This window comes from Xanthomonas sp. JL1, from assembly GCF_038405005.1.
The window spans coordinates 1-21078 of sequence record NZ_JBBYGR010000036.1; the positions used below are offsets into that span (position 1 = coordinate 1).

14 protein-coding genes, 1 tRNA gene and 4 pseudogenes are annotated in these 21078 nt (G+C 64.2%); 11 read left to right on the plus strand and 8 right to left on the minus strand.

Annotation, left to right across the window (positions count from 1 at the left end):
• Nucleotides 1–339: pseudogene (locus WJW29_RS07580) on the plus strand (IS30 family transposase); the annotation flags it as partial.
• Nucleotides 340–681: 342 nt separating this feature from the next.
• Here WJW29_RS07580 and WJW29_RS07585 read toward each other — a convergent pair.
• From WJW29_RS07585 to WJW29_RS07595, 3 genes are all read right to left on the minus strand, one after another.
• A tRNA-Leu gene (locus WJW29_RS07585) sits at nucleotides 682–768 on the minus strand.
• Between the two features lie 140 nt (nucleotides 769–908).
• A complete protein-coding gene (locus WJW29_RS07590) occupies nucleotides 909–3098 on the minus strand; it encodes a glycoside hydrolase family 3 C-terminal domain-containing protein (RefSeq protein ID WP_041182436.1) in 2190 nt (729 codons plus the stop codon).
• Nucleotides 3099–3226: 128 nt separating this feature from the next.
• A complete protein-coding gene (locus WJW29_RS07595; RefSeq protein WP_011259021.1) occupies nucleotides 3227–5005 on the minus strand; it encodes a M14 family metallopeptidase in 1779 nt (592 codons plus the stop codon).
• Between the two features lie 350 nt (nucleotides 5006–5355).
• Here WJW29_RS07595 and WJW29_RS07600 point away from each other — a divergent pair.
• A pseudogene (locus tag WJW29_RS07600) lies at nucleotides 5356–6199 on the plus strand (MFS transporter).
• A gap of 7 nt (nucleotides 6200–6206) precedes the next feature.
• Entirely contained in the window at nucleotides 6207–6815 is a 609-nt protein-coding gene (locus WJW29_RS07605; protein ID WP_012444859.1) for a rhomboid family intramembrane serine protease, read from the plus strand.
• A gap of 416 nt (nucleotides 6816–7231) precedes the next feature.
• Here the strand turns inward: WJW29_RS07605 and WJW29_RS07610 are convergent, their stop codons facing one another.
• Nucleotides 7232–7420 carry a hypothetical protein gene (locus WJW29_RS07610; protein WP_011259018.1) on the minus strand — a complete coding sequence of 63 codons (189 nt, stop codon included), beginning with the start codon at nucleotides 7418–7420 and terminating at the stop codon, nucleotides 7232–7234.
• 183 nt (nucleotides 7421–7603) lie between these two features.
• Between WJW29_RS07610 and WJW29_RS07615 the strand changes: the two genes are divergently transcribed.
• The 3 genes from WJW29_RS07615 (at nucleotide 7604) to WJW29_RS07625 (ending at nucleotide 9369) form a co-directional block, all read left to right on the plus strand.
• Nucleotides 7604–7918, plus strand: a complete 315-nt coding sequence (locus WJW29_RS07615) for a GNAT family N-acetyltransferase (protein ID WP_011408556.1) — start codon at nucleotides 7604–7606, stop codon at nucleotides 7916–7918.
• Between the two features lie 50 nt (nucleotides 7919–7968).
• A complete protein-coding gene (locus tag WJW29_RS07620) occupies nucleotides 7969–8802 on the plus strand; it encodes a hypothetical protein (RefSeq protein ID WP_011259016.1) in 834 nt (277 codons plus the stop codon).
• Nucleotides 8803–8868: 66 nt separating this feature from the next.
• Entirely contained in the window at nucleotides 8869–9369 is a 501-nt protein-coding gene (locus WJW29_RS07625; protein ID WP_011259015.1) for a MarR family transcriptional regulator, read from the plus strand.
• Nucleotides 9370–9460: 91 nt separating this feature from the next.
• Here WJW29_RS07625 and WJW29_RS07630 read toward each other — a convergent pair whose 3' ends face one another.
• Nucleotides 9461–10204: a hypothetical protein gene (locus WJW29_RS07630; protein WP_228329615.1), complete on the minus strand. Its 744-nt coding sequence runs from the start codon at nucleotides 10202–10204 to the stop codon at nucleotides 9461–9463.
• On the minus strand, nucleotides 10201–10701 hold the full coding sequence (locus tag WJW29_RS07635) for an RNA polymerase sigma factor (RefSeq protein ID WP_011259013.1): 501 nt from the start codon (nucleotides 10699–10701) through the stop codon (nucleotides 10201–10203). Before WJW29_RS07635 ends, WJW29_RS07630 begins: the two co-directional genes overlap by 4 nt.
• Nucleotides 10702–11040: 339 nt before the next feature.
• Between WJW29_RS07635 and WJW29_RS07640 the strand changes: the two genes are divergently transcribed.
• The 3 genes and pseudogenes from WJW29_RS07640 to WJW29_RS07650 all read left to right on the plus strand — a co-directional run.
• Complete coding sequence (locus WJW29_RS07640) at nucleotides 11041–12123, plus strand: S8 family serine peptidase (protein WP_241762125.1); 1083 nt, start codon at nucleotides 11041–11043, stop codon at nucleotides 12121–12123.
• 102 nt (nucleotides 12124–12225) lie between these two features.
• Nucleotides 12226–12939 carry a hypothetical protein gene (locus WJW29_RS07645; protein WP_011259011.1) on the plus strand — a complete coding sequence of 238 codons (714 nt, stop codon included), beginning with the start codon at nucleotides 12226–12228 and terminating at the stop codon, nucleotides 12937–12939.
• Between the two features lie 341 nt (nucleotides 12940–13280).
• Nucleotides 13281–13409, plus strand: a pseudogene (locus WJW29_RS07650) (HTH domain-containing protein); the annotation flags it as partial.
• A 61-nt stretch (nucleotides 13410–13470) separates the two neighbouring features.
• Here WJW29_RS07650 and WJW29_RS07655 read toward each other — a convergent pair.
• Nucleotides 13471–15645 (minus strand): annotated as a pseudogene (locus WJW29_RS07655) (M3 family metallopeptidase).
• A 241-nt stretch (nucleotides 15646–15886) separates the two neighbouring features.
• Here WJW29_RS07655 and WJW29_RS07660 point away from each other — a divergent pair.
• Nucleotides 15887–16372 carry a glutathione peroxidase gene (locus WJW29_RS07660; RefSeq protein WP_011259009.1) on the plus strand — a complete coding sequence of 162 codons (486 nt, stop codon included), beginning with the start codon at nucleotides 15887–15889 and terminating at the stop codon, nucleotides 16370–16372.
• A 150-nt stretch (nucleotides 16373–16522) separates the two neighbouring features.
• Here the strand turns inward: WJW29_RS07660 and WJW29_RS07665 are convergent, their stop codons facing one another.
• Complete coding sequence (locus WJW29_RS07665) at nucleotides 16523–17326, minus strand: ferredoxin--NADP reductase (protein ID WP_341899324.1); 804 nt, start codon at nucleotides 17324–17326, stop codon at nucleotides 16523–16525.
• Between WJW29_RS07665 and avrBs3 the strand changes: the two genes are divergently transcribed.
• The gene (gene avrBs3, locus WJW29_RS07670) at nucleotides 17299–21015 is read left to right on the plus strand and encodes a type III secretion system effector avirulence protein AvrBs3 (protein ID WP_011407860.1); all 3717 of its coding nucleotides are present in this window, start codon (nucleotides 17299–17301) and stop codon (nucleotides 21013–21015) included. The two genes, WJW29_RS07665 and avrBs3, sit on opposite strands and share 28 nt — an antisense overlap.
• Nucleotides 21016–21078 lie beyond the last annotated feature (63 nt).

Consider the following 21078-nt stretch of genomic DNA (forward strand, 5'->3'; position numbering starts at 1 on the left):
AGTCGTGAGCTGCGCCGCAATCAGCACGCTGCGCGGTACCAGCCCGATCACGCGCAGCGCATCAGCGCCCATCGGCGCACACAGGCCAGCCGGCGTCCACGCATTCGCGCCGAGCGTATCGGCCAGATCGAGGTTCTGCTGAGGGAGGACGTCAGTCCCGAACAGATCGCCGGTCGCACCGGCTTGGCCAGTCACGCATGGATCTATCGGCACATCGACGCCGATCAGAAGCGCGGTGGTCAGTTGTTCATGCATCTACGCAAACGCCGCCGCAAGCGCCGTCGACGTGGCGTGCGCGATGGCCGCGGGCAGCTGCAACGGGCGACGCATGGGCGGAGTGCCTTGATGGGCGACGCGTCATCCTCACCCTTGGTGGCGACCGGCCACGCGTGTCGAAGGTCACTGCATCGCACGGTACGTGACTGGATCGCGCTGAGGCTACGCGCTACCTGCAAGCCGCAGCCAACACTCCGTTACGTGTGCGCTGCTTGCGGATCATCGTGCTCAGAGGCGGAGCAGCGTGTTGCTCGCCGGCTTTGGGCGCGTCGTCGTCAAACCAGGGGATGTGCTCGCCGATTTGCCTCCGGACAGCGCTTGCGACAGCAAGCGATCTATCAGGCACCCGCCCAAACGCAAAAAAACCCCGCCGAAGCGAGGTTTTTTACGATCTACCGTGAGTCGTGGTGCCCAGGAGAGGACTCGAACCTCCACGAAGTTGCCCCCGCTAGCACCTGAAGCTAGTGCGTCTACCAATTCCGCCACCTGGGCGACTCAGTGGGCGAATTGTGCAAGCTGCGCGCAAGACTGTCAACGCATCCGCCACATTTTTTCCTGGCGACGTGCGCCGCATGGCAACCGAACCAGCCCGAGCTGGCGCACGCACGCTTCAGTGCATGCGCCCACTACGCTCACGGCAACTGCGCGGCTTGCAGCGTGACCGCTGCGCTCTGCACGGGTTCGCTCGCCGAGCGCGCCAGTTGCACGCGATAAGTGCCCGCCGCAATCGTCCAGCGACGTGCCTGGGCGTCGAAGTCGGCCAACGTCTTTGGCTCGGCTACTACCTGCACGCTACGCTTTTCGCCCGGCTTGAGCGTGAGCTTCTGCCAGCCGATCAGCCGCAGCGGGGTGGCGTGGCCGTCGGGCAGGGTGACGTAGAGCTGTGGCACGGCGGCGCCTTCGCGCTGGCCGATATTTTCCACTTCGAAGCTGGCGGTGAGCTGGCTGCCGTTCGCCTCCACGCGCAGTCCATCCATGCGGAACTGCGTGTACGACAGGCCATGGCCGAACGGATAACGCGGGGTCAGCTTGTGCGCGGCGAACCACTTGTAACCGACGTTGGCGCCTTCGATGGCGTAGTCGATGGTGTCTTCGCCCGGCTTGGCCGGTTTGAAGCCCAGGCCCGGAATCGAGGGGCGCGGCAGCTGCGATTCGTCCACCGGCCAGGTCACCGGCAAGTGGCCGGAAGGATTCACCGTGCCGGTCAGCAGATTGGCGATCGCCTCGCCGCCACCGATGCCCGGATACCACGCTTGCAACACCGCCGGCACGCGCTCGGCCCACGGCATGCGCACCGGCCCGTTGGTTTCCAGTACCACGGTGGTTTTGGGGTTGGCTTTGGCCACCGCTTCGATCAGCGCGTCCTGGTTGTCGGGCAAGCGCATATCCGGCAGGTCCACCGATTCGGTGGCCCATTGGGTGGCGAACACGATCGCCACGTCGGCCGCCTTGGCGGCGCGTGCGGCAGCGGCGCGATCTTTGCCGTCGACGTAATCGATCTGCGCGTTCGGCAATGCCGCGCGCAGCGCCTGCAGCGGCGAGGACGGGTGGATGATCACCGGGCCGGGCCAGGTGGTCGGGGTGATGCCGGGCACCGCGTTGCCGCCGTTGATGGTGACGTCCACGCGCGAGGAGCCGCCACCGGACATCACGCCCTTGTCGGCGTAGCCGCCGATCACGGCAATGCGGCGCACGTCCTGGGACACCGGCAACATGGCCTGCTCGTTGCGCAGCAAGACGCTGCCTGCTTCGGCCACATGCTGCGCAGCCAACAGACCGGCCTTGCCATCGATGGGTTGGCGCTGGGTCGGGTAATCGAACGCGCCATGCGCGAACAGGCTGCGCAGGATGCGTTTGACCATATCGTCGAAGCGCGCGCGTGGCACCACGCCGGCAGACACCGCCATGCGCAACGGTGCATCGAAGAACACCGCCACGTCGAACACTTCGCCTGCCGATTCTTGATCCAGACCCGCCAGCGCCGCCTTGGAGCCGCTGTGTACGCCGCCCCAATCGGACATTACATAGCCGGGGTATTTCCATTCCTGTTTGAGCACCTGGTTGAGCAGGTAATCGTGCTCGCAGCCGTAGACGCCATTGATCTTGTTGTACGAACACATCACCGAGGCCGGGTCGCCGATCTTCAGCGCGATCTCGAAGGCCAGCAGGTCCGATTCGTGCATCGCCTGCTCGCCGATCTGGGCGCTATGGAAGTTGCGCCGTGTCTCCATGTCGTTGAGCGCGAAGTGCTTCATTGTCGACAGCACATGTTCGCTTTGCACGCCGCGAATCGATTCACCGACCATGGTGCCGGCCAACAACGGATCTTCACCCGCGTATTCGAAATTGCGTCCGTTACGCGGGTCGCGCTGCAGATTGACGCTGCCGGCGAGCAATACGTTGAAGCCCTGCTGCCAGGATTCGCGGCCCATGGTCTTGCCACCGGCATACGCCAATTGCCGGTTCCAGCTCGATGCGGTCGACAGAACCGATGGCATTGCGGTGGCGTAGTCGCCCTTGCGGATGCCGCCGGGGTTGGTCACGCCCACGCCGGCATCGGCCAGCTGCTGCGCGGGGATGCCCAGCCTTGCGATACCGGGCACGTAGCCAGCCGAACCCAGCGCGCCTGCAGGCTTGGGAATCTTGTCGGTGCCCAGGCCCAAATAGCTGCGCAGCATCTGGAATTTTTCGTCTTCGGTCATTTGCGCCAGCAAGCGGTCGGCGCGCTGGTCCGCAGTCAATGCGGTGTCCCTCCACGGCTGGGAGGACGGCGCGTTTTGCGCGGCTGCCAGTGGTGCAGTCAAAGCGATGCCGAGACCCAAGCCCACCGCCAGAATCAACGGACGAGGGCGATGTTGGCGGCGTGTAAAGGTTTTCATATCAAGCTGCGGCACGGCGTGTCCTTGTAGTGCTGGGTCATAACGAATCAGAGGGGCACCGAAATGGCTGATCAACTGGGCGCGAAGTCGGTCTGCGCGGTGCGGAGTAACGGATAGAGCTGGTAGCGCTCATCCCACGATGCATGGCGCTTGGCGAAGAATTCCAGGCGTGCCTGCGGATTCTTGGCAAAGTCCGAATCGCTGGCGATGCGCTGTTCGAACTGCGCCTTCAATGCGTCATCTTTGGCAAGCATGTCGCGCGCCACTTCTTCGGCGACATAGGCTTCCATGTATTCCTTACGCTCGAACGCGGTAGTGAAAAAGCCCCACTGCAGCAGCGAATCCGGTGCCTGCGGTTCCAGCATCGCCATTACCAGACGTGCCTTGGGTTGCGCGATCGGTACGAACAACGAGCCAGCCGGCACGGTGCGGGTTTCATCGCGCCTCTGGCCGCTAAGTTTGACGGTCTGATGGCTTTCGTTGGAGCGTGCCGCGAACGTGACGGTATCGGCGCGGACGGTCTGCACCGGGCGCTCCGCTGCATTGCCGATCGTCTGAAACGCGATGCCATGCAGGCGCAGTTTTTCGCTTACCAAGGCGGCTTGCGCCGCCGGCACGAGATAGCCACCGCGCGGGGCATCCACCACCACATCGGGCTTGATCTGGTCGCGCAGGGGTACCTTCCAGATTTGCGGTTTGCTCTCGTCGTAGCGCGTCATCAGCGCGCCGGAAATCGGCGACGGCGTGCGCGTATACGCGTAGCCACGAAACGCGACCGTGCGCGCTTGCGGGCCGGCCGCAAAACTCAACGGCTCGGACGTGCCAGCCAGGTGCGTGGCGCGTTGATCGGCAACCACTGCGTCGGTGCGCCACTGCGCGTCGTTGCGTGCAGCCTGCTGCAGCACCGAGACGATGGCATTGCGGGTGACTCGCACGCGCGTGGGGTAATCCTTCCACGAATGCGTTTCCACCAACATGCCGAAGCGGTTGCGCAGCAGGAAATAGCCGTGCGAAAAACGCGGCGGCGACACATCGTGTGCAAAGCCGGAGCCAGGGTCGTCTTCGTGCACGAACGACGGGTCATACGGCAGCGGCAGCGAGCCCTGTTTTTTCAGATCGGCAAGCACCGCGTCGCGCCAGCGGGTGCCATCGCGCTGCAAGGTCGCATCGCCGGCATGCGCTGGTTCCACCTGCACCGGCACGTCGTGCTCGAACTTGGCACCATCGGTGACGTGCAGGTCCACGTACATCAGCGGGTCCCACTGCTGCACCAGTTGCAACATCGCCTGCATTTCCGGCGCGTCGGCCTTGACGTCGTCGCGATTGAGATTGAAGTTCTGTGCGGTGGTGCGCCAGCCCATCTGCTCGGTGCCGCGTTGAGTGGGGCGGTTCCACGCACCGCAGCGCTCATGCCCATCGACGGTGAACACCGGCACGAACACCCACACCAGCTTGTCGAGCACGCCTTTGCCGGCCTTGCCGTCGAGCAGCTCGCGCAGTGCCAGAAAGCCCGCGTCCTTGCCATTGATCTCGCCGGCATGGAGGCCGCCCTGGATCAACACCACCGGCAGTTTTTGCTGCGCGGCCGATTGGGCGTCGAGCGCGCCACTGGTGGAGGCGACCAAGGCCTTCATCGGCCGGCCTTCCGGCGTGGTGCCGAACTGGATGCAACGCACCGCCTGGGGGGAGCGCTGCGCAAACGCATCGCACAGCGCAATGACTTCATCGTAGCGCCCGGTCTGCACGAAGCCGCTGCGCTCTGCCTGCGTACTCAGGGGCGTGGCAGCCAGGGCGGCAGAGGTGGACGTCAGCAGCAACAGGCGCAGGGCCAGGCGGGTGAAACGGGGCATCCAGCTGTCCAGTGTTCCAGGAAAATATCTGCAACGTAGCCGAGCCAGCGTGCAAGGCCAATCTGCACTGCATCATGGCCTTGTCGCAATCCCTGCCACGTGCGGGTTCAAACCGAACACGGCACTGGGTTTTTGCCGACCACGTAATCAGCATGCGAGGCGGGAGCAAACAACGCGCAGCCCGCGCAACGTCGGCCCCAGCCAACCTGCGCGACCTCGTCGCCCTTGGGAATAACGTCTGCCAGCCGCATCCGCTCAGCGCCCGTGCGTGGCAGTTCGGGCGGGCAATGGCGGCATGCGTGCGCCCGCCGGTACGATTAGGGCCTGTCTTCAGCACGACCGGACTGCCTTTGACCACCTCCATCTCGCCAGGCGCTTGTGCCGGCGCGCGGCTGCCGCGCCAGATTCCTTTCATCATCGGCAACGATGCCTGCGAGCGTTTCAGCTTCTACGGCATGCGCAACATCCTGGTGCAGTTCCTGATCACCTGGCTGTTGCTGCAGGAGATCAGCGGCCCCGGGCGCGAAGCCGAGGCCAAGCACATCCTGCACAGTTTCATGATCGGGGTGCATTTCTTCCCGCTGCCGGGCGGCTGGCTGGCCGACCGCTTTTTGGGCAACTACAACACCATTTTGTGGTTCAGTTTGGTTTCTTGCGCCGCGCATGCCTGCCTTGCGCTGTTCGAAGGCAGCCGCGACGGGTTCTTCCTTGGCCTGGGCCTGATCGCGCTCGGCGCGGGCGGCATCAAACCGCTGGTGGCTTCGTTCGTGGGCGACCAGTTCGACCAGTCCAACAAACATCTGGCCAAGCTGGTGTTCGACGCCTTTTATTGGATCATCAATTTCGGCGCGTTGTTCGCTTCGCTGTTGATTGCGCCGGCGCTGAAGAGTCTTGGCCCGGCCTGGGCATTCGGCATTCCCGGCATCCTGATGTTGGTGGCCACGCTGGTGTTCTGGCCGGGGCGCAAGCGCTATGTGCTGGTGCCGCTGCCGCCGAAGGACCCGCATGCTGTGGGTGCTGCTATCGAACGTTGCGGTGCGCAACGCGACGGTGACCGCGCATATCGCCGATACTGGGCTCAGCGACGCGGCATTCTTGATGTTCTTCTTCGCGGCTTTTGCGTTCCTGGCGGCCCTGGCCTTCGGCCTGTACGCGCGCCGGTGTCGCCTGGTCGACAATTACCGTACTGCCTGAGGTCTGCATGATTACCCTGATCCTGATCGCCATCACCGGCATCGTCTCTTGGATGGCGTTCAACAACCGGAAGTTGAGCGACCGGCTGATCCTGTGGCCGCCGGCGGTGGACAAGCACAAGCAATACGACCGGCTGGTGACCTACGGCTTCATCCATGCCGACCTGGGGCACCTGGTCTTCAACATGGTGACGCTGTTTTTCTTCGGCCGGGTGATCGAGAGCGTGATGGCTCAGCTCACCGGCAGCGTGCTGACCTATCCGTTGTTCTATCTGGCTGCACTGGCGGTCTCGATCCTGCCGAGCTACCTGAAGAATCAGAAGAATCCGAATTACCTCAGCCTGGGCGCATCCGGCGCGGTCTCGGCGGTGTTGTTCGCCTTCATCCTGCTGCAGCCATGGACGATCATCCTGGTGCTGTTCATTCCGGCACCGGCGATCATCTATGCGGTGTTCTACGTCGGCTACAGCCTGTGGATGGACCGCTGTGGCGGCGATCGCATCAACCACAGCGCGCATCTGGCCGGTGCCGCGTTCGGTGTGATGTTCATGCTGATCATGGAGCCGCGCGTGTGGCAGGTGTTTCTGGAACAGCTGTCCAATCCGCGCTTCGGCTGAGCGGGGCTGGCAAGATGGTCGCGCTGGCGTGAGGTCGCTGGCCTACTGCAGTCGTCTGTTCATAGCGAGCCTTTCTCAGGCGTCGCGAAGTGCCAACGGTGATTGCAGCAAGCGCAGCGTGCCGCTCGACGGCAGCAGCGTCGAATGGACTTGGTCGTTGCGGGAAACGGATAGGGAGCGTGCTTGCCAAGACCGAGCCGGCGCTGACGCGCGATGGTGGCATGGGCTTGGCAAATGACGGCGACCTGTAAGAGGGGGGGGCGCAGTCACGGGTCAGGTGCAGCGATGCCTAAACTGGCTGACATCTCTCACTTGATCCTGCTACAGGCAGGCCGTCGGTACGCAGCCGGCGGCGGTTTACTCCATGATCGACGACTGCGCAGCGGACGAGACCGCCACTGCGCAGCGACGCCAGCTCAGGCCGCGTTGCGTTTCTGGTCCGCGCTGGACGCCACGCCATAGGCCTGCTGCAGGCGCTCGTACACGGTATCGTTGAGCTGTGTGAAATCCGGATTGTGGGTATCGCCTTTGAGGGCGAACTGCAGCAAGTTTTCCAGCAACGAGCTATCGCTGTCTGCGCTGTGTTCGGCCGAATCGTGGTTCATGCGGTGGCTCCTTGTTATATAGGCGAAGACGTTGGCGGCTTTCGCAGACCGGTTGCAGCCATTGCCTTCAGGCCAGCTATCGGCGCCCTCCGAGCGAACTTGAGCGTGTTTTCTACACGCTTCGCCACCGATCACAGCATCGATTCACTTTCACGCAGGCGCGGTATCGCGCTGGTCACACTGATGATCGCTTCCTGCTTGGCGCAGGCAATGAGAGAGATGTCGACAGTGCACGCAGAGCACGATCTGGCCGGGCAGCGTTTCAATATAGGCACCGATGGACATCGCGCCGAGCTGGCGTATCGCCGCGAGGGTGAGATCATGACCATCACCCACACGCAGGTGCCCGACGCCATCGGCGGACGCGGTATCGCGGCAGTCCTGGTGGCGGCTGCTCTGGACTATGCACGCCAAAGCGGTCTGAAAGTGGTGCCGGCCTGCAGCTATGCCGATGCCTACGTGCGGCAACATCCGCAATTTCAGGATCTGCTGGCTTGACCAGCAGAAGCGTCTTTTCGTAATACTATTGATCAGGGGAGCGGGCGATAATGGGGCGGTTGCTTGGAGTGAAGGCAGTGCGGGGCTTGTTGGTGCTGGCCGTGTTGGCAGGGTGTACGCAGCGCGAACCGACAACTGCAGAGCCAAGCGAGCCTGCAGCCGCCACAGCGCCGCCTGCAGAGCCGATCGTCGTAGAGAGCGGTCCGCTGCAAGATGTGATCGAACATGCGCCCGCCTACATGATTGGCATCAGCTATCCGCACGGGCTGGATGCGTATCCGGAACTCACGGCGCTCCTTCGCGGCTATGCGCAGGATGCGCGCGCCGAACTGATGCAGGCCGTGTCCGGCCTGGGCAACGACAAGCCAGCCGCGCCGTATGAGCTGTCACTGGCGTTCGAGACCGTTTTGCAGACCCCCGACCTGATCGTGATTTCTGCCAACGGCAGCCGTTACACCGGCGCCGCGCATGGCGAGCCGCTGATGGCGCGCTTTGTGTGGTTGGTCAAGGAGCGCAAGCAATTGACCGCGCAGGCGCTGATTCCAGACCCGGCAGGCTGGGAGAAGATCGGTGGCGAGGTGGCGGCGCAATTGCATGCTGCGGCGACCCAGCGCGTTCAAGCCGATCGCGTGCCCGTGGAAGAGCAGGCCGAACAGGTTGCATTGAGCGATCGCATGATTGCGGAGGGTACTGCAGCAAAAGTGGATAATTTTGCACAATTCGTGCCGGTGTTGAATGCGAGCGGGCAGATCGCTGCCGTGCGATTTGTGTTTCCGCCGTATCAGGTGGGCCCATACTCGGATGACATGCAAACGGCAGAAGTTGCTGCGTCCACATTATTACCATGGGTCGCACCGGAACATGTACATCTCTTCGCTCGCTGAGGTGTTGCGCCACGCGTGATGTGATTGAATAGGCCGGCCATTCAGTAATGTATTCAAACGGGTGATATGAGTAGTTTCGATCCAACCGCAAGTCGCGTGGACCACACCTGCATCCGTTATCCGGCGTTCCCGCGGGAGCCGGCAGTGCTGGTGAGACTGATCAAGCATATCTACAAGCGACTGCATACGCATGGCTGCACGCTGCTCAAGCCGTATGGCATCAGCCCGCCGGAATACGAGATTCTGATGATGCTTTATGGCACACCAGCGCAAGCGATTACGCCGACCGAGGTAGCCGAAGCCGCCAGCGAAAAACCGGCCAACATTACCAGGCTCACCGATCAGCTGTGCGAAAAGGGGCTGATTACGCGTTCGAGTAGCCCGGACGATCGACGCAAAATCGTATTGACGTTGCTGCCTGCGGGGTTGGCCTTGATCGAAAGCCTGTTGCCCGATGTCTGCACGTTGGTGAATGCAGAAACGGCCAGCATGAGCGAGGCAGAGCAAGTGCGTTTGGAGAGGCTGTTGAAGAAGCTGCTTGATGGTGTGGACGCGATCTCCGAATGAGCACTGCCGTACCGTGCGAACACCGTCGTGGGGTTCGTGGTCGAGTGCCGGTGCTCTAAGCGCCAGCGCCTGAGTGCATTCGGCGCGCGGATCAACGCCAGTGGCGCGCGCGCGCACTACGCTCGCCTTCGGCGTCTAGGGCCTGACCGTCGATGCGGGCATCGATGGCATCCAACAAGGCGGCCGGCAGTGTGCTGGAGGCCATGCGCAACTCGCTGTCGTTGCGTTGCGGCTGCAGTGGCGAAACTGCTTCGATGCGCCAACGCTCACCCTGACGACAGGCCAATCCAGCGTGGCTGGATTGCAGCGAAAAGCTTCGGCAATAGCGTCCATCGTGCGCGCGAAAACTCAGGCCCATACGAATCTTGCCCTGCTGCTCGCCGGAAAGCTGACGGTCCAGCGCCAGCGCAAGTGTACCGCTGGCGTCATGTCCTTGCTCGGCCAGCAGGGCAGACGGCGCGGGCTGCGCCGGCTGGCGTTGCCAGAGCCAGAGGCCGATCAGCAGCGCGGCCGCGATGGAAGTGGGCACGGCCCAACGCCGCGTTGCGTGCTGCCGCGTCGCCGGCGCTTGGATGGGAGCAGTGGCGGTGACGACAGACGTCTGTGGTGAGGCCGGCGGGCGCTGTCGCGCCGCATCCAGCAAGTGCGCCGGGATGGGTTCTTCGAGCACCGATGCATAGCCGTTACGCAGTCGCGCTTTGACCTGCTGCAACTGACGCACGTCGGCGGCCCGCTGCGGATCTGCCGCGAGCACGGCCTCGACGCGTCCGGCCTGGTCGGGTGTCAACGCGCCGTCTGCGTAGGCCAGCAGCGTGGATTCGTCGATGTCCTTCACGATTTTTCCTCTAATAACGCCTGTAGCGCTTCGCGGCCGCGTGCCAGGCGACTGGTCAGGGTGCCGATCGGGATTTCCAGGACCGCTGCAGCGTCCCGATACGACAACCCTTCGATCAATACCAAGGCGATCGGCCACCGTTGCTCGTCGGGCAACTGCGCCATTGCCGCCTGTACCGCCATCCACTCCTGCTGGCGCTCCATCGGGCTGTCGCCGACCTGTTCTCCTTCTGCGGCGCTGACGAACAGCTGGCGTCTGCGCCGCTGCGCGCGCACTTCATCGAGCCATGCATGACGGATGATGCCAAACAGCCAGTATTGCAGCGGCGTTTCCGGCCGCCACTGCGCGCAATGACGCAACGCCCGTTCGATCGCCACCTGCAGCAGATCGTCGGCATCGGCCGGATGGCCGGCAATCGCGCGTGCGAAGCGCCTAAGTCGCGGGAGCAGTGCGCAGATGCCGTCGCTGACGGTTACCACAGGATCAAGATCGTTCATCAGCTATACGTCTGGCAAGGTGGTTTTCTTCCGCGCGCGCTGCAAAGCGTTCACGGTGCGTCTGCGAGGCGTGATTAGTGTGGCATGGCGTGCAACAAGCAACCATGGTGGGGTGGACGATGGCGAAAATGCGCGGCATGCGCTGGTGCTGGCTTGCAATGCTGGCCGTCGGCCAGCCGGTGTCGGCGCAACGTGCGCTGCCCTCTGTCGGGGGACTGGCGAACGACGTGACGCAAACCGTACCGCCGCTGTCGGCTGCGCCGGATCGCGTGTTGCAGCAAGCGCAGGGCGATCTACGGCAGTTGCGCAGGCTGCGCCTGGATGCGCCTGGATGCGCTTGTGCGTGCGCGGCCGCGCGATCTGGATCGCGATGCCGATGGCGCGATCGTGATGCGTGGTCAGATCGTGGCATTGGCGCCGCGTCCAGCGGCCTTGCAGGCAGCACAGAGCGCCGGGTTCGTCGTCGCAGAACAACGCCGCTTCGATGCGCTGGGCCTGCGCGTGGTGGTGTTGCGCGCGCCGCCAGGTCTGGCAACGCAACAGGCGATGCAGCGGCTGCGCCAGCTCGACCCGCAGGGCGAGTATGTCTATAACCACCTTTATAGCGAGTCCCAGGCCGGCGAGGCATCTGCTGCCCAGGCGCCTCCGGTTCCGGCTCAGGCCGATGCAGCGGCTGCGTTTCGGGTGGGACTGATCGATAGCGGTGTCGACCCGGCGCATCCTGCGCTGGCCGGTGTGCAGGTCCAGCGCTGGGGCTGCGGTGGAGGCGCGCCCGCTCAGCTCCACGGCACTGCGGTGGCATCGCTGTTGGCTGGACGCGCGGTCATGCATGGGCCCATCGCGCGCACCGTGTATGCGGCCGATCTGTATTGCGGTGCACCCGGCGACGGTGCAGCGGTCGAACTGGTCGCTGCATTGGCCTGGATGGCGCAGCAAGACGTTGCGGTGATCAATATCAGCCTGGTCGGTGAACCGAACAAGCTGCTGGCGCGCGCGGTGGCCGCCTTGGTGGCACGCGGGCATTTGCTGGTGGCGGCTGTCGGCAATGATGGACCGGCGGCTCCGCCGCTGTATCCGGCCTCCTATCCCGGTGTGATCGGCGTGAGCGCGGTCGATGCGCGGCTGCGTGTCCTGCCGGAGGCCGGGCGCGGTTCCCAGGTCGCCTTTGCCGCGATCGGCGACCTCATTGCCGCCGCGCCGCAAGGGCAGTGGAAACGGCAGCGTGGAACCTCTTTCGCTGCGCCGTTGGTGGCGCGCATCGCGGCGCAATCCCTGACGCAGCCCGATCCGCAGGCCGCTGCTGCGCTGCTTGCACAGTTGCAACGCCGCGCACACGATCTTGGGGCGAGCGGCGTTGACCCGGTGTACGGCTATGGCGTGTTGGGCGAAGAGCTCCCGCTGCAGCGGGAGCCGGGGCGGTGAATGCTTCCTGTCTGCGCACGGTCATGCCGGGATGAACGCTCGCGTTCGGTGCGTATGGTTGGGTGAGGCCGCAGATTGGCTGCGGCAGAGGAGGAGATAGCGATGAAGAACAAGACCTTGATCTCCAGTGCGGTGATGGTTGCGGTATTGGCGCTGGGCCCCGGCCTGGCTGGTGCGCAGGCACTCGGCGGTGCCGGCGGACTCACCGGGACGGTGGGTGGCACAGTCGGTGGGGTGGGCGGTGCGACGCTTGGCGGTAACGTGGCCGGCGCTGGCACCCTGGACGCAGGGTCTACGCTCGAACACGGGCAGCGTGCCGTCGATGTGCAGTCGCGGCATGTGCGTGGCGCGGCGCAGCGCACCGCCGCGCGCGGTGCCGCCGCCGCCTCGGCGACGAAGGATGCGGCCGGCGATGCCGCCATGGGTGCGAAGACCATGACCGAGACGACAGCCGCCAGCAGCGTAGCAACGGCGCGTAACACCGCGCAGATGGCGCGTAGCGGCGCGAACAGTGCTGTCGGCAACGCACAGACTGCCGCCCGTGCGACCGGCTCGGCTGGCATGCAGATGGTCCAAGGAGCCGCTGCCTCCAGCCGTGCCGGCACGCTAAGCACTCCGGCGCTGAGCGGCAGTGGCGCAGCGGGCGGCAGCGCATCGCACACTGCCAATGCCACCCTGAGCCCGTCGTCGGCGCGGGCGTCGGGTGGGGCCAGTGCATCCGGGTCTGGTGCGATGCAGGCCGGGAATGGGCAGGGCAATGCCAGCGGTTCGGTCGGTGCTGGCGTCGACGCCAGCGCTTCGGGCCAGGGGCAGTAACCTGACCTGAGTCCGCGCGAGGCAGATGCGCGCTAGTGAGTGCAGAGGCAGCTCAACGGCGCCCGGATCACCGGGCGCCGTTGTTGTCTGTATAGAGCGCAATGATTTATGTGCCATGGAGTGGAACGCACTGGGCGTGTCAATCCCCACCTGCGCCGCTGGCAGTGCCGCGTACGTGCCGGCCAAGCCGACAAGCCGCATCAACGCATCACTGCGGGCGTCGCTCTATCTGCCCTTCCGGTACCTTCCGTGTGCAGCAGAAATTCGCATCGGCGAAATCTGCGATCAAATGCGACCGGGGACTACTTGGGTACTGCGCTGCATGCAATGAGCGGCGCATACGCGCAACGATGCGGAAGCGCATCCAGAATCTGCGTGCGGCCGGTTTCGACATCGAAGGGCGAGCCGGCGACGGTTATCGCCTGGACATGCCGTTGTATCTGCTGGATGCCCGTCTCCCACAGGCGGGAAAGGGGAGCGCGCGTCGATAGCAGACGAGCGAACGATGCGTCATCGCCCGCCGGAGTGCACTTAGCGTTTTGGCGTTTCCGCTGTCTCGGTCAGGCCACGCTTTTCGAGCAGCGGCTCGATCTGCGGCGCATGCCCGGCGAAGTTCTGGAACAGCTCCATTGCATCCACGCTACCGCCGCGCGAGAGCAGGGTCTTGCGGAAACGATCGCCATTGGCGCGGCTCAGGCCACCGTGCTGCTTGAACCACTGCTGGGTGTTGGCGTCCAGCACTTCCGACCAGATGTAGGCGTAATAGCCTGCCGCGTAACCGCCCATGATGTGGCTGAAATACGGGGTCTTGTAGCGCTGCGGCACCGGCGCATAGGCAATGCCGTCCTGCTGCAGCGCCTTGGCTTCGAAGGCCATCACGCCGGCGGCGTCCGGCACCTGGTTGGCGCTGACCTGATGCCAGTTCTGATCCAGCATCGCCGCACCCAGATACTCGGTGGTGGCAAAGCCCTGGTTGAACTTGGACGTGGCAATCACCTTGTCCAGCAATGCCTGCGGCATCGGCGAGCCGTTCTGATAATGCTTGGCGTCGTGCTTCAGGATGGATGGTTCGTCGGCCCACATTTCGTTGACCTGCGAGGGAAACTCGACGAAGTCGCGCGGCACGCTGGTGCCGGAGAAATACGGGTATTTGACGTCGGAGAACATGCCGTGCAACGCATGCCCGAACTCATGGAACATGGTGGTCACTTCGTCCCAGGTCAGCAGCGTGGGCTGGCCGGCCGGCGGTTTGGGGATGTTGAGGTGATTGGCCACCACCGGCTTGAATCCGGTCAGCTCGGACTGCGACACATAGGCGTTCATCCATGCGCCACCGCGCTTGGATTGGCGCGCATACATGTCGGCGATGAAGATCGCCAACTGCTTGCCGTCGGCGTCGAACATGTCGTAGACGGTGATGTCGTCGCGCTAGGTCGGCAGGTCGGTACGCTGCTTGAAGGTCAGGCCGTATTCCTGATTGGCTGCATAGAAAACGCCGTTTTCCAGCACGTTCTTCAACTCGAAGTAGGGCTTGACCTGCGATTGGTCGAAGTTATAATTGGGCTGGCGCACCTTCTCGCTGTAGTAGGCCCAATCCCAGGCTTCCAGCTTGAAGGTCGGCTTGCGCGCGGCCTTTTGTTCCTTGTCGATCATGGCCTGCAGATCGGCGGCTTCGCGCTTGGCATTGGACACCGCAGCCGGCGCCAGTTTGCCCAGCATCGCGTTGACCGCTTCGGGCGTCTTGGCGGTCTGGTTTTCCAGCCGATAGACTGCGTAGGTGGGGAAGCCGAGCAGCTTGGCCTTGTCGGCACGCAGCTTCATGATGCGCGCCACCAGCGCGGTGTTGTCGTACTGGCCGCCGTGGCTGCCATGCGACACCGAAGCGTTGTAGATCTTCTTGCGCAGCTCGCGATTCTTCAGCTGAGTCAGCGGCGGTTGGCCGGTGGTATTGAGCAGCGCGATGACGTATTTGCCGTCGAGGTTGCGTGCCTTGGCGGCTTCGGCGGCAGCGGCGATCTGCTCCTCCGACAAGCCGTCCAGTTGCTTGAGCTCATCGACCACGACCGCGGTGGCATTCACTTCTGCCAGTACGTTCTGGCTGAAGGTGGTGCCCAGGTTGGCCGGCTCGGCGTTCATTGCCTTGAGCGTGGTCTTGTCGGCGTCGGAGAGCTTGGCGCCGTCGCGCACGAAGTCGCTGTCGTACTTCTCGACCAGGCGCACGCCTTGCGCATCCAGGCCCAGCTTGGTGCGTTGGTCGTACAAGGTCTGGATGCGCGCGAACAGCTTGCCGTTGAGCGAAATCGCATCGCGGTGCGCTGCAAACCTGGCCGAGTAGTCGGCCTGCAGCTTCTTGCGTGCGTCGTTGGTGTCGGCACCGACCAGATTGAAGAATACCGTGGTGGCGCGGTCGAGCGTGCTGCCGCTCTTTTCCAGCGCGACGATGGTGTTGTCGAAGCTCGGCTTGGCGTTCTGGTTGGCGATTTTTTCCACTTCCTTCAATTGCTCGGCCATGCCGACATCGAAGGCGGGTGCGAAATCGCTGTCGATGATCTTGTCGAACGGCGGGTAATGCAGCGGCAGCGTGCTGTCGGCAAAGAAGGGGTTGGCTTGGGTAGCGGCCTGCGTGCTGGTGGGTGCGGCGATGCTGTAGGACGGCATGGCGAGTCCCAGGGAAGCGGCCAGGGCAAAAGCGAGACGGGTGGTCAAGAGCGTTGCTCCAAAGTGCGAACCGCCGAGGCTAATCCAGCCACGCGGGACAGGCGTGTGACAAACGGCATGGCTGCAAGGTCGCAGTGCAGCCAATTGGCGGATGTGGTCGACGGGGGAGGGCGACCGCGACCGCATGGCCGCGGCAATGCGGTCGCGCTGCCGAGTACGCGATACGACCGCAGTGCTGCATTCCGACAGCTGCGCTACGCTGGCGTTCCTCTGAACAAGCGAGCCCGGCATGAGCGATCTCTCCACCTTTGAATTCACCGACCTTGAGGGTCGCACGCAGACGATGCGCGACTACGCCGGCAAGGTGCTGCTGGTGGTGAATGTGGCATCCAAATGCGGCTTTACGCCGCAGTACGCCGGCTTGCAGGCCTTATGGCAACGCTATCGCGAGCGCGGGCTGGTAGTCATCGGATTTCCGTGCGATCAGTTTGGGCATCAAGAGCCAGGTGATGCGGCGCAGATCCGCCAATTTTGCTCGCTCGACTACGCAGTGGATTTTCCGCTGGCCGAAAAAATCGAGGTCAACGGCAGCGGCGCGCATCCGCTGTGGCAATGGCTCAAGCACGAACAACGCGGCGTGCTCGGCTCCGAGGCGATCAAGTGGAATTTCACCAAATTCCTGATCGGCCGCGACGGCCGCGTGCTGGAACGTTATGCGCCCACGACCAAGCCGGAAGCATTGGCCGCAGATATCGAGCGTGCATTGGACGCATGATCCCGCAGGGCATAGTGCTCAACCTGTAGGAGCGCACCCGGGCGCGACGAGGCGTTACCGGGAAAGCTTCGTCGCGCCCGGGTGCGCTCCTACGACATCGGGTTTTTCATATGAAATGCCGCACGACGCGGTCTTTCCACGTGCGTCGCATCACTTCTCGACGAACGCACGCTCGAATACGTAATGCCCCGGCGTGCCGATGCGCGGCGAGGTCTGGAAACCGCGGCTATCGAGCAGGGTGCGCAGGTCGGTCAGCATTTGCGGGCTGCCGCAGATCATGAAGCGGTCGTTGGCCGGATCCAGCGTCGGCAACCCGAGTGTCTGCTGCATGCGGCCATCGGCCAGCAGCTCGGTCAAACGGCCTTGATTGGCGAAGGCTTCGCGCGTGACCGCCGGGTAGTACAGCAATTTCTCGCGCAGCAAATCGCCGAGGAATTCGTGCTGCGGCAATTCGCGTTCGAAGTAATCGCGGTAGGCCAGATCCTGCACGAAGCGCACGCCCTGGGTGAGGATCACCTTGTCGAAGCGCTCGTAGGTTTCCGGGTCCTTGATGATCGACAGCCACGGCGCCAGGCCGGTACCAGTGCCCAGCAGGTACAGATTGCGACCCGGATGCAGATCGCTGATCAGCAGCGTGCCGGTGGGTTTCTTGCCGACCAGCACCTTGTCGCCAGGCTGGATGTGCTGCAGCCGCGAGGTCAGCGGGCCGTCCGGCACCTTGATGCTGAAGAACTCCATATGTTCTTCCCAATTGGCGCTGGCGATCGAATACGCACGCAGCAGCGGGCGCGTTTCGGTTTCCAGCCCGATCATCACGAACTGCCCGTTTTCGAAGCGGAAGCCGGCATCGCGGGTCGTGGTGAAGCTGAAGTAGGCATCGGTCCAATGACGGACCTCAAGCACCGTTTCGGCGCCAAAAGCGGAAGATGGATCCCATTCGTTCGCGCACGCCAAGTCCTGCCCGCGAGCTTCTGCCCGGACCCCAACCGGATAGGGTTCAGCCGACTGCAGATCGGGGGGGGGCTCCGCCTGCTGGCGGCCCCCTGGATGGCTTGCCCGCTCGGCGGACGATGTCCCGGACCCGGCTGCCATCTCCCCCTGCGCCCTCGCCTGCGTTCTCGGCGGGCAGCTTCAGCGATCTGCTCCGTCAGTTCGATCCGTCGCTTCTTGATACATCGCTTCTTGATTCGATGCCTGCCGTCGGCACGCCGCATACAGCGGCTGCCCCAGCAGAATGGGATGAGGCGCAATCGGGTCTGCGTGCAGCCGATGACCCGCCACCCACCGTGCGTGTCGCTGTCACTGCCGCGCGGCCGCCGCGCGCCAAGCCGGCCCCGCGACGGCGTGCGGCGCAACCCTCCGACGCTTCGCCGGCCGCGCAGGTGGATCTACGCACGCTCGGCTACAGTCAGCAGCAGCAAGAGAAGATCAAACCGAAGGTGCGTTCGACAGTGGCGCGGCACCACGAGGCACTGGTGGGTCATGGGTTTACACACGCGCACATCGTTGCGCTCAGCCAACACCCGGCAGCGTTAGGGACCGTTGCTGTCACGTATCAGGACATAATCAGGGCGTTGCCAGAGGCGACACACGAAGACATCGTTGGCGTCGGCAAACAGTGGTCCGGCGCACGCGCCCTGGAGGCCTTGCTCACGGAGGCGGGGGAGTTGAGAGGTCCGCCGTTACAGTTGGACACAGGCCAACTTCTCAAGATTGCAAAACGTGGCGGCGTGACCGCAGTGAAGGCAGTGCATGCATGGCGCAATGCACTGACGGGTGCCCCCCTGAACCTGACCCCGGCACAAGTGGTGGCCATCGCCAGCCACGATGGCGGCAATCAGGCGCTGGAGACGGTGCAGCGGCTGTTGCCGGTGCTGTGCCAGGACCATGGCCTGACCCCGGACCAGGTCGTGGCCATCGCCAGCCACGATGGCGGCAAGCAGGCGCTGGAGACGGTGCAGCGGCTGTTGCCGGTGCTGTGCCAGGACCATGGCCTGACCCCGGACCAGGTCGTGGCCATCGCCAGCCACGATGGCGGCAAGCAGGCGCTGGAGACGGTGCAGCGGCTGTTGCCGGTGCTGTGCCAGGACCATGGCCTGACCCCGGCGCAGGCGGTGGCCATCGCCAGCAATGGCGGCGGCAAGCAGGCGCTGGAGACGGTGCAACGGCTGTTGCCGGTGCTGTGCCAGGACCATGGCCTGACCCCGGACCAGGTGGTGGCCATCGCCAGCAATGGCGGCAAGCAGGCGCTGGAGACGGTGCAGCGGCTGTTGCCGGTGCTGTGCCAGGCCCATGGCCTGACCCCGGACCAGGTCGTGGCCATCGCCAGCAATGGCGGCGGCAAGCAGGCGCTGGAGACGGTGCAGCGGCTGTTGCCGGTGCTGTGCCAGGCCCATGGCCTGACCCCGGACCAGGTGGTGGCCATCGCCAGCCACGATGGCGGCAAGCAGGCGCTGGAGACGGTGCAGCGGCTGTTGCCGGTGCTGTGCCAGGCCCATGGCCTGACCCCGGCGCAGGTGGTGGCCATCGCCAGCAGTGGCGGCAAGCAGGCGCTGGAGACGGTGCAGCGGCTGTTGCCGGTGCTGTGCCAGGACCATGGCCTGACCCCGGACCAGGTGGTGGCCATCGCCAGCCATGGCGGCAGCAAGCAGGCGCTGGAGACGGTGCAGCGGCTGTTGCCGGTGCTGTGCCAGGCCCATGGCCTGACCCTGGCGCAGGTGGTGGCCATCGCCAGCAATATTGGCGGCAAGCAGGCGCTGGAGACGGTGCAGCGGCTGTTGCCGGTGCTGTGCCAGGCCCATGGCCTGACCCCGGCGCAGGTGATGGCCATCGCCAGTAATATTGGCGGCAAGCAGGCGCTGGAGACGGTGCAGCGGCTGTTGCCGGTGCTGTGCCAGGACCATGGCCTGACCCCGGACCAGGTCGTGGCCATCGCCAGCAATAACGGCGGCAAGCAGGCGCTGGAGACGCTGCAGCGGCTGTTGCCGGTGCTGTGCCAGGACCATGGCCTGACCCCGGACCAGGTCGTGGCCATCGCCAGCCACGATGGCGGCAAGCAGGCGCTGGAGACGGTGCAGCGGCTGTTGCCGGTGCTGTGCCAGGACCATGGCCTGACCCCGGACCAGGTCGTGGCCATCGCCAGCAATAACGGCGGCAAGCAGGCGCTGGAGACGCTGCAGCGGCTGTTGCCGGTGCTGTGCCAGGACCATGGCCTGACCCTGGACCAGGTGGTGGCCATTGCCAGCAATGACGGCAGCAAGCAGGCGCTGGAGACGGTGCAGCGGCTGTTGCCGGTGCTGTGCCAGGACCATGGCCTGACCCCGGACCAGGTCGTGGCCATCGCCAGCCACGATGGCGGCAAGCAGGCGCTGGAGACGGTGCAGCGGCTGTTGCCGGTGCTGTGCCAGGACCATGGCCTGACCCCGAACCAAGTGGTGGCCATCGCCAGCAATATTGGCGGCAAGCAGGCGCTGGAGACGGTGCAGCGGCTGTTGCTGGTGCTGTGCCAGGACCATGGCCTGACCCCGGCCCAGGTCGTGGCCATCGCCAGCCACGATGGCGGCAAGCAGGCGCTGGAGACGGTGCAGCGGCTGTTGCCGGTGCTGTGCCAGGACCATGGCCTGACCCCGGACCAGGTCGTGGCCATCGCCAGCCATGGCGGCGGCAAGCAGGCGCTGGAGACGGTGCAACGGCTGTTGCCGGTGCTGTGCCAGGACCATGGCCTGACCCCGGACCAGGTCGTGGCCATCGCCAGCAATGGCGGCGGCAAGCAGGCGCTGGAGAGCATTGTTGCCCAGTTATCTCGCCCTGATCCGGCGTTGGCCGCGTTGACCAACGATCACCTCGTCGCCTTGGCCTGCCTCGGCGGACGTCCTGCCCTGGATGCAGTGAAAAAGGGATTGCCGCACGCGCCGGAATTGATCAGAAGAATCAATCGCCGTATTCCCGAACGCACGTCCCATCGCGTTGCCGACCTCGCGCACGTGGTGCGCGTGCTTGGTTTTTTCCAGAGCCACTCCCACCCAGCGCAAGCATTCGATGACGCCATGACGCAGTTCGGGATGAGCAGGAACGGGTTGGTACAGCTCTTTCGCAGAGTGGGCGTCACCGAACTCGAAGCCCGCTGCGGAACGCTCCCCCCAGCCTCGCAGCGTTGGGACCGTATCCTCCAGGCATCAGGGATGAAAAGGGCCAAACCGTCCCCTACTTCAGCTCAAACGCCGGATCAGGCGTCTTTGCATGCATTCGCCGATTCGCTGGAGCGTGACCTTGATGCGCCCAGCCCAATGCACGAGGGAGATCAGACGCGGGCAAGCAGCCGTAAACGGTCCCGATCGGATCGTGCTGTCACCGGCCCCTCCGCACAGCAATCTTTCGAGGTGCGCGTTCCCGAACAGCGCGATGCGCTGCATTTGCCCCTCAGCTGGAGGGTAAAACGCCAGCGTACCAGGATCGGGGGCGGCCTCCCGGATCCTGGTACGCCCATCGCTGCCGACCTGGCAGCGTCCAGCACCGTGATGTGGGAACAAGATGCGGCCCCCTTCGCAGGGGCAGCGGATGATTTCCCGGCATTCAACGAAGAGGAGCTCGCATGGTTGATGGAGCTATTGCCTCAGTCAGGCTCAGTCGGAGGGACGATCTGAACATACCGGTCAGTGTCGTGGGAGGAGTACTGCTCAATTCTACCTCAAGCTGTCCAAATGAGA

Bases quoted from the DNA above. Each gene is read 5' to 3' on its own strand.
- WJW29_RS07595 (WP_011259021.1), bottom strand. From the start codon at position 5,005: ATGCCCCGTTTCACCCGCCTGGCCCTGCGCCTGTTGCTGCTGACGTCC.
- WJW29_RS07605 (WP_012444859.1), top strand. From the start codon at position 6,207: ATGATTACCCTGATCCTGATCGCCATCACCGGCATCGTCTCTTGGATG.
- WJW29_RS07610 (WP_011259018.1), bottom strand. From the start codon at position 7,420: ATGAACCACGATTCGGCCGAACACAGCGCAGACAGCGATAGCTCGTTG.
- WJW29_RS07615 (WP_011408556.1), top strand. From the start codon at position 7,604: ATGATCGCTTCCTGCTTGGCGCAGGCAATGAGAGAGATGTCGACAGTG.
- WJW29_RS07620 (WP_011259016.1), top strand. From the start codon at position 7,969: ATGGGGCGGTTGCTTGGAGTGAAGGCAGTGCGGGGCTTGTTGGTGCTG.
- WJW29_RS07625 (WP_011259015.1), top strand. From the start codon at position 8,869: ATGAGTAGTTTCGATCCAACCGCAAGTCGCGTGGACCACACCTGCATC.
- WJW29_RS07635 (WP_011259013.1), bottom strand. From the start codon at position 10,701: ATGAACGATCTTGATCCTGTGGTAACCGTCAGCGACGGCATCTGCGCA.
- WJW29_RS07645 (WP_011259011.1), top strand. From the start codon at position 12,226: ATGAAGAACAAGACCTTGATCTCCAGTGCGGTGATGGTTGCGGTATTG.
- WJW29_RS07660 (WP_011259009.1), top strand. From the start codon at position 15,887: ATGAGCGATCTCTCCACCTTTGAATTCACCGACCTTGAGGGTCGCACG.
- avrBs3 (WP_011407860.1), top strand. From the start codon at position 17,299: ATGGATCCCATTCGTTCGCGCACGCCAAGTCCTGCCCGCGAGCTTCTG.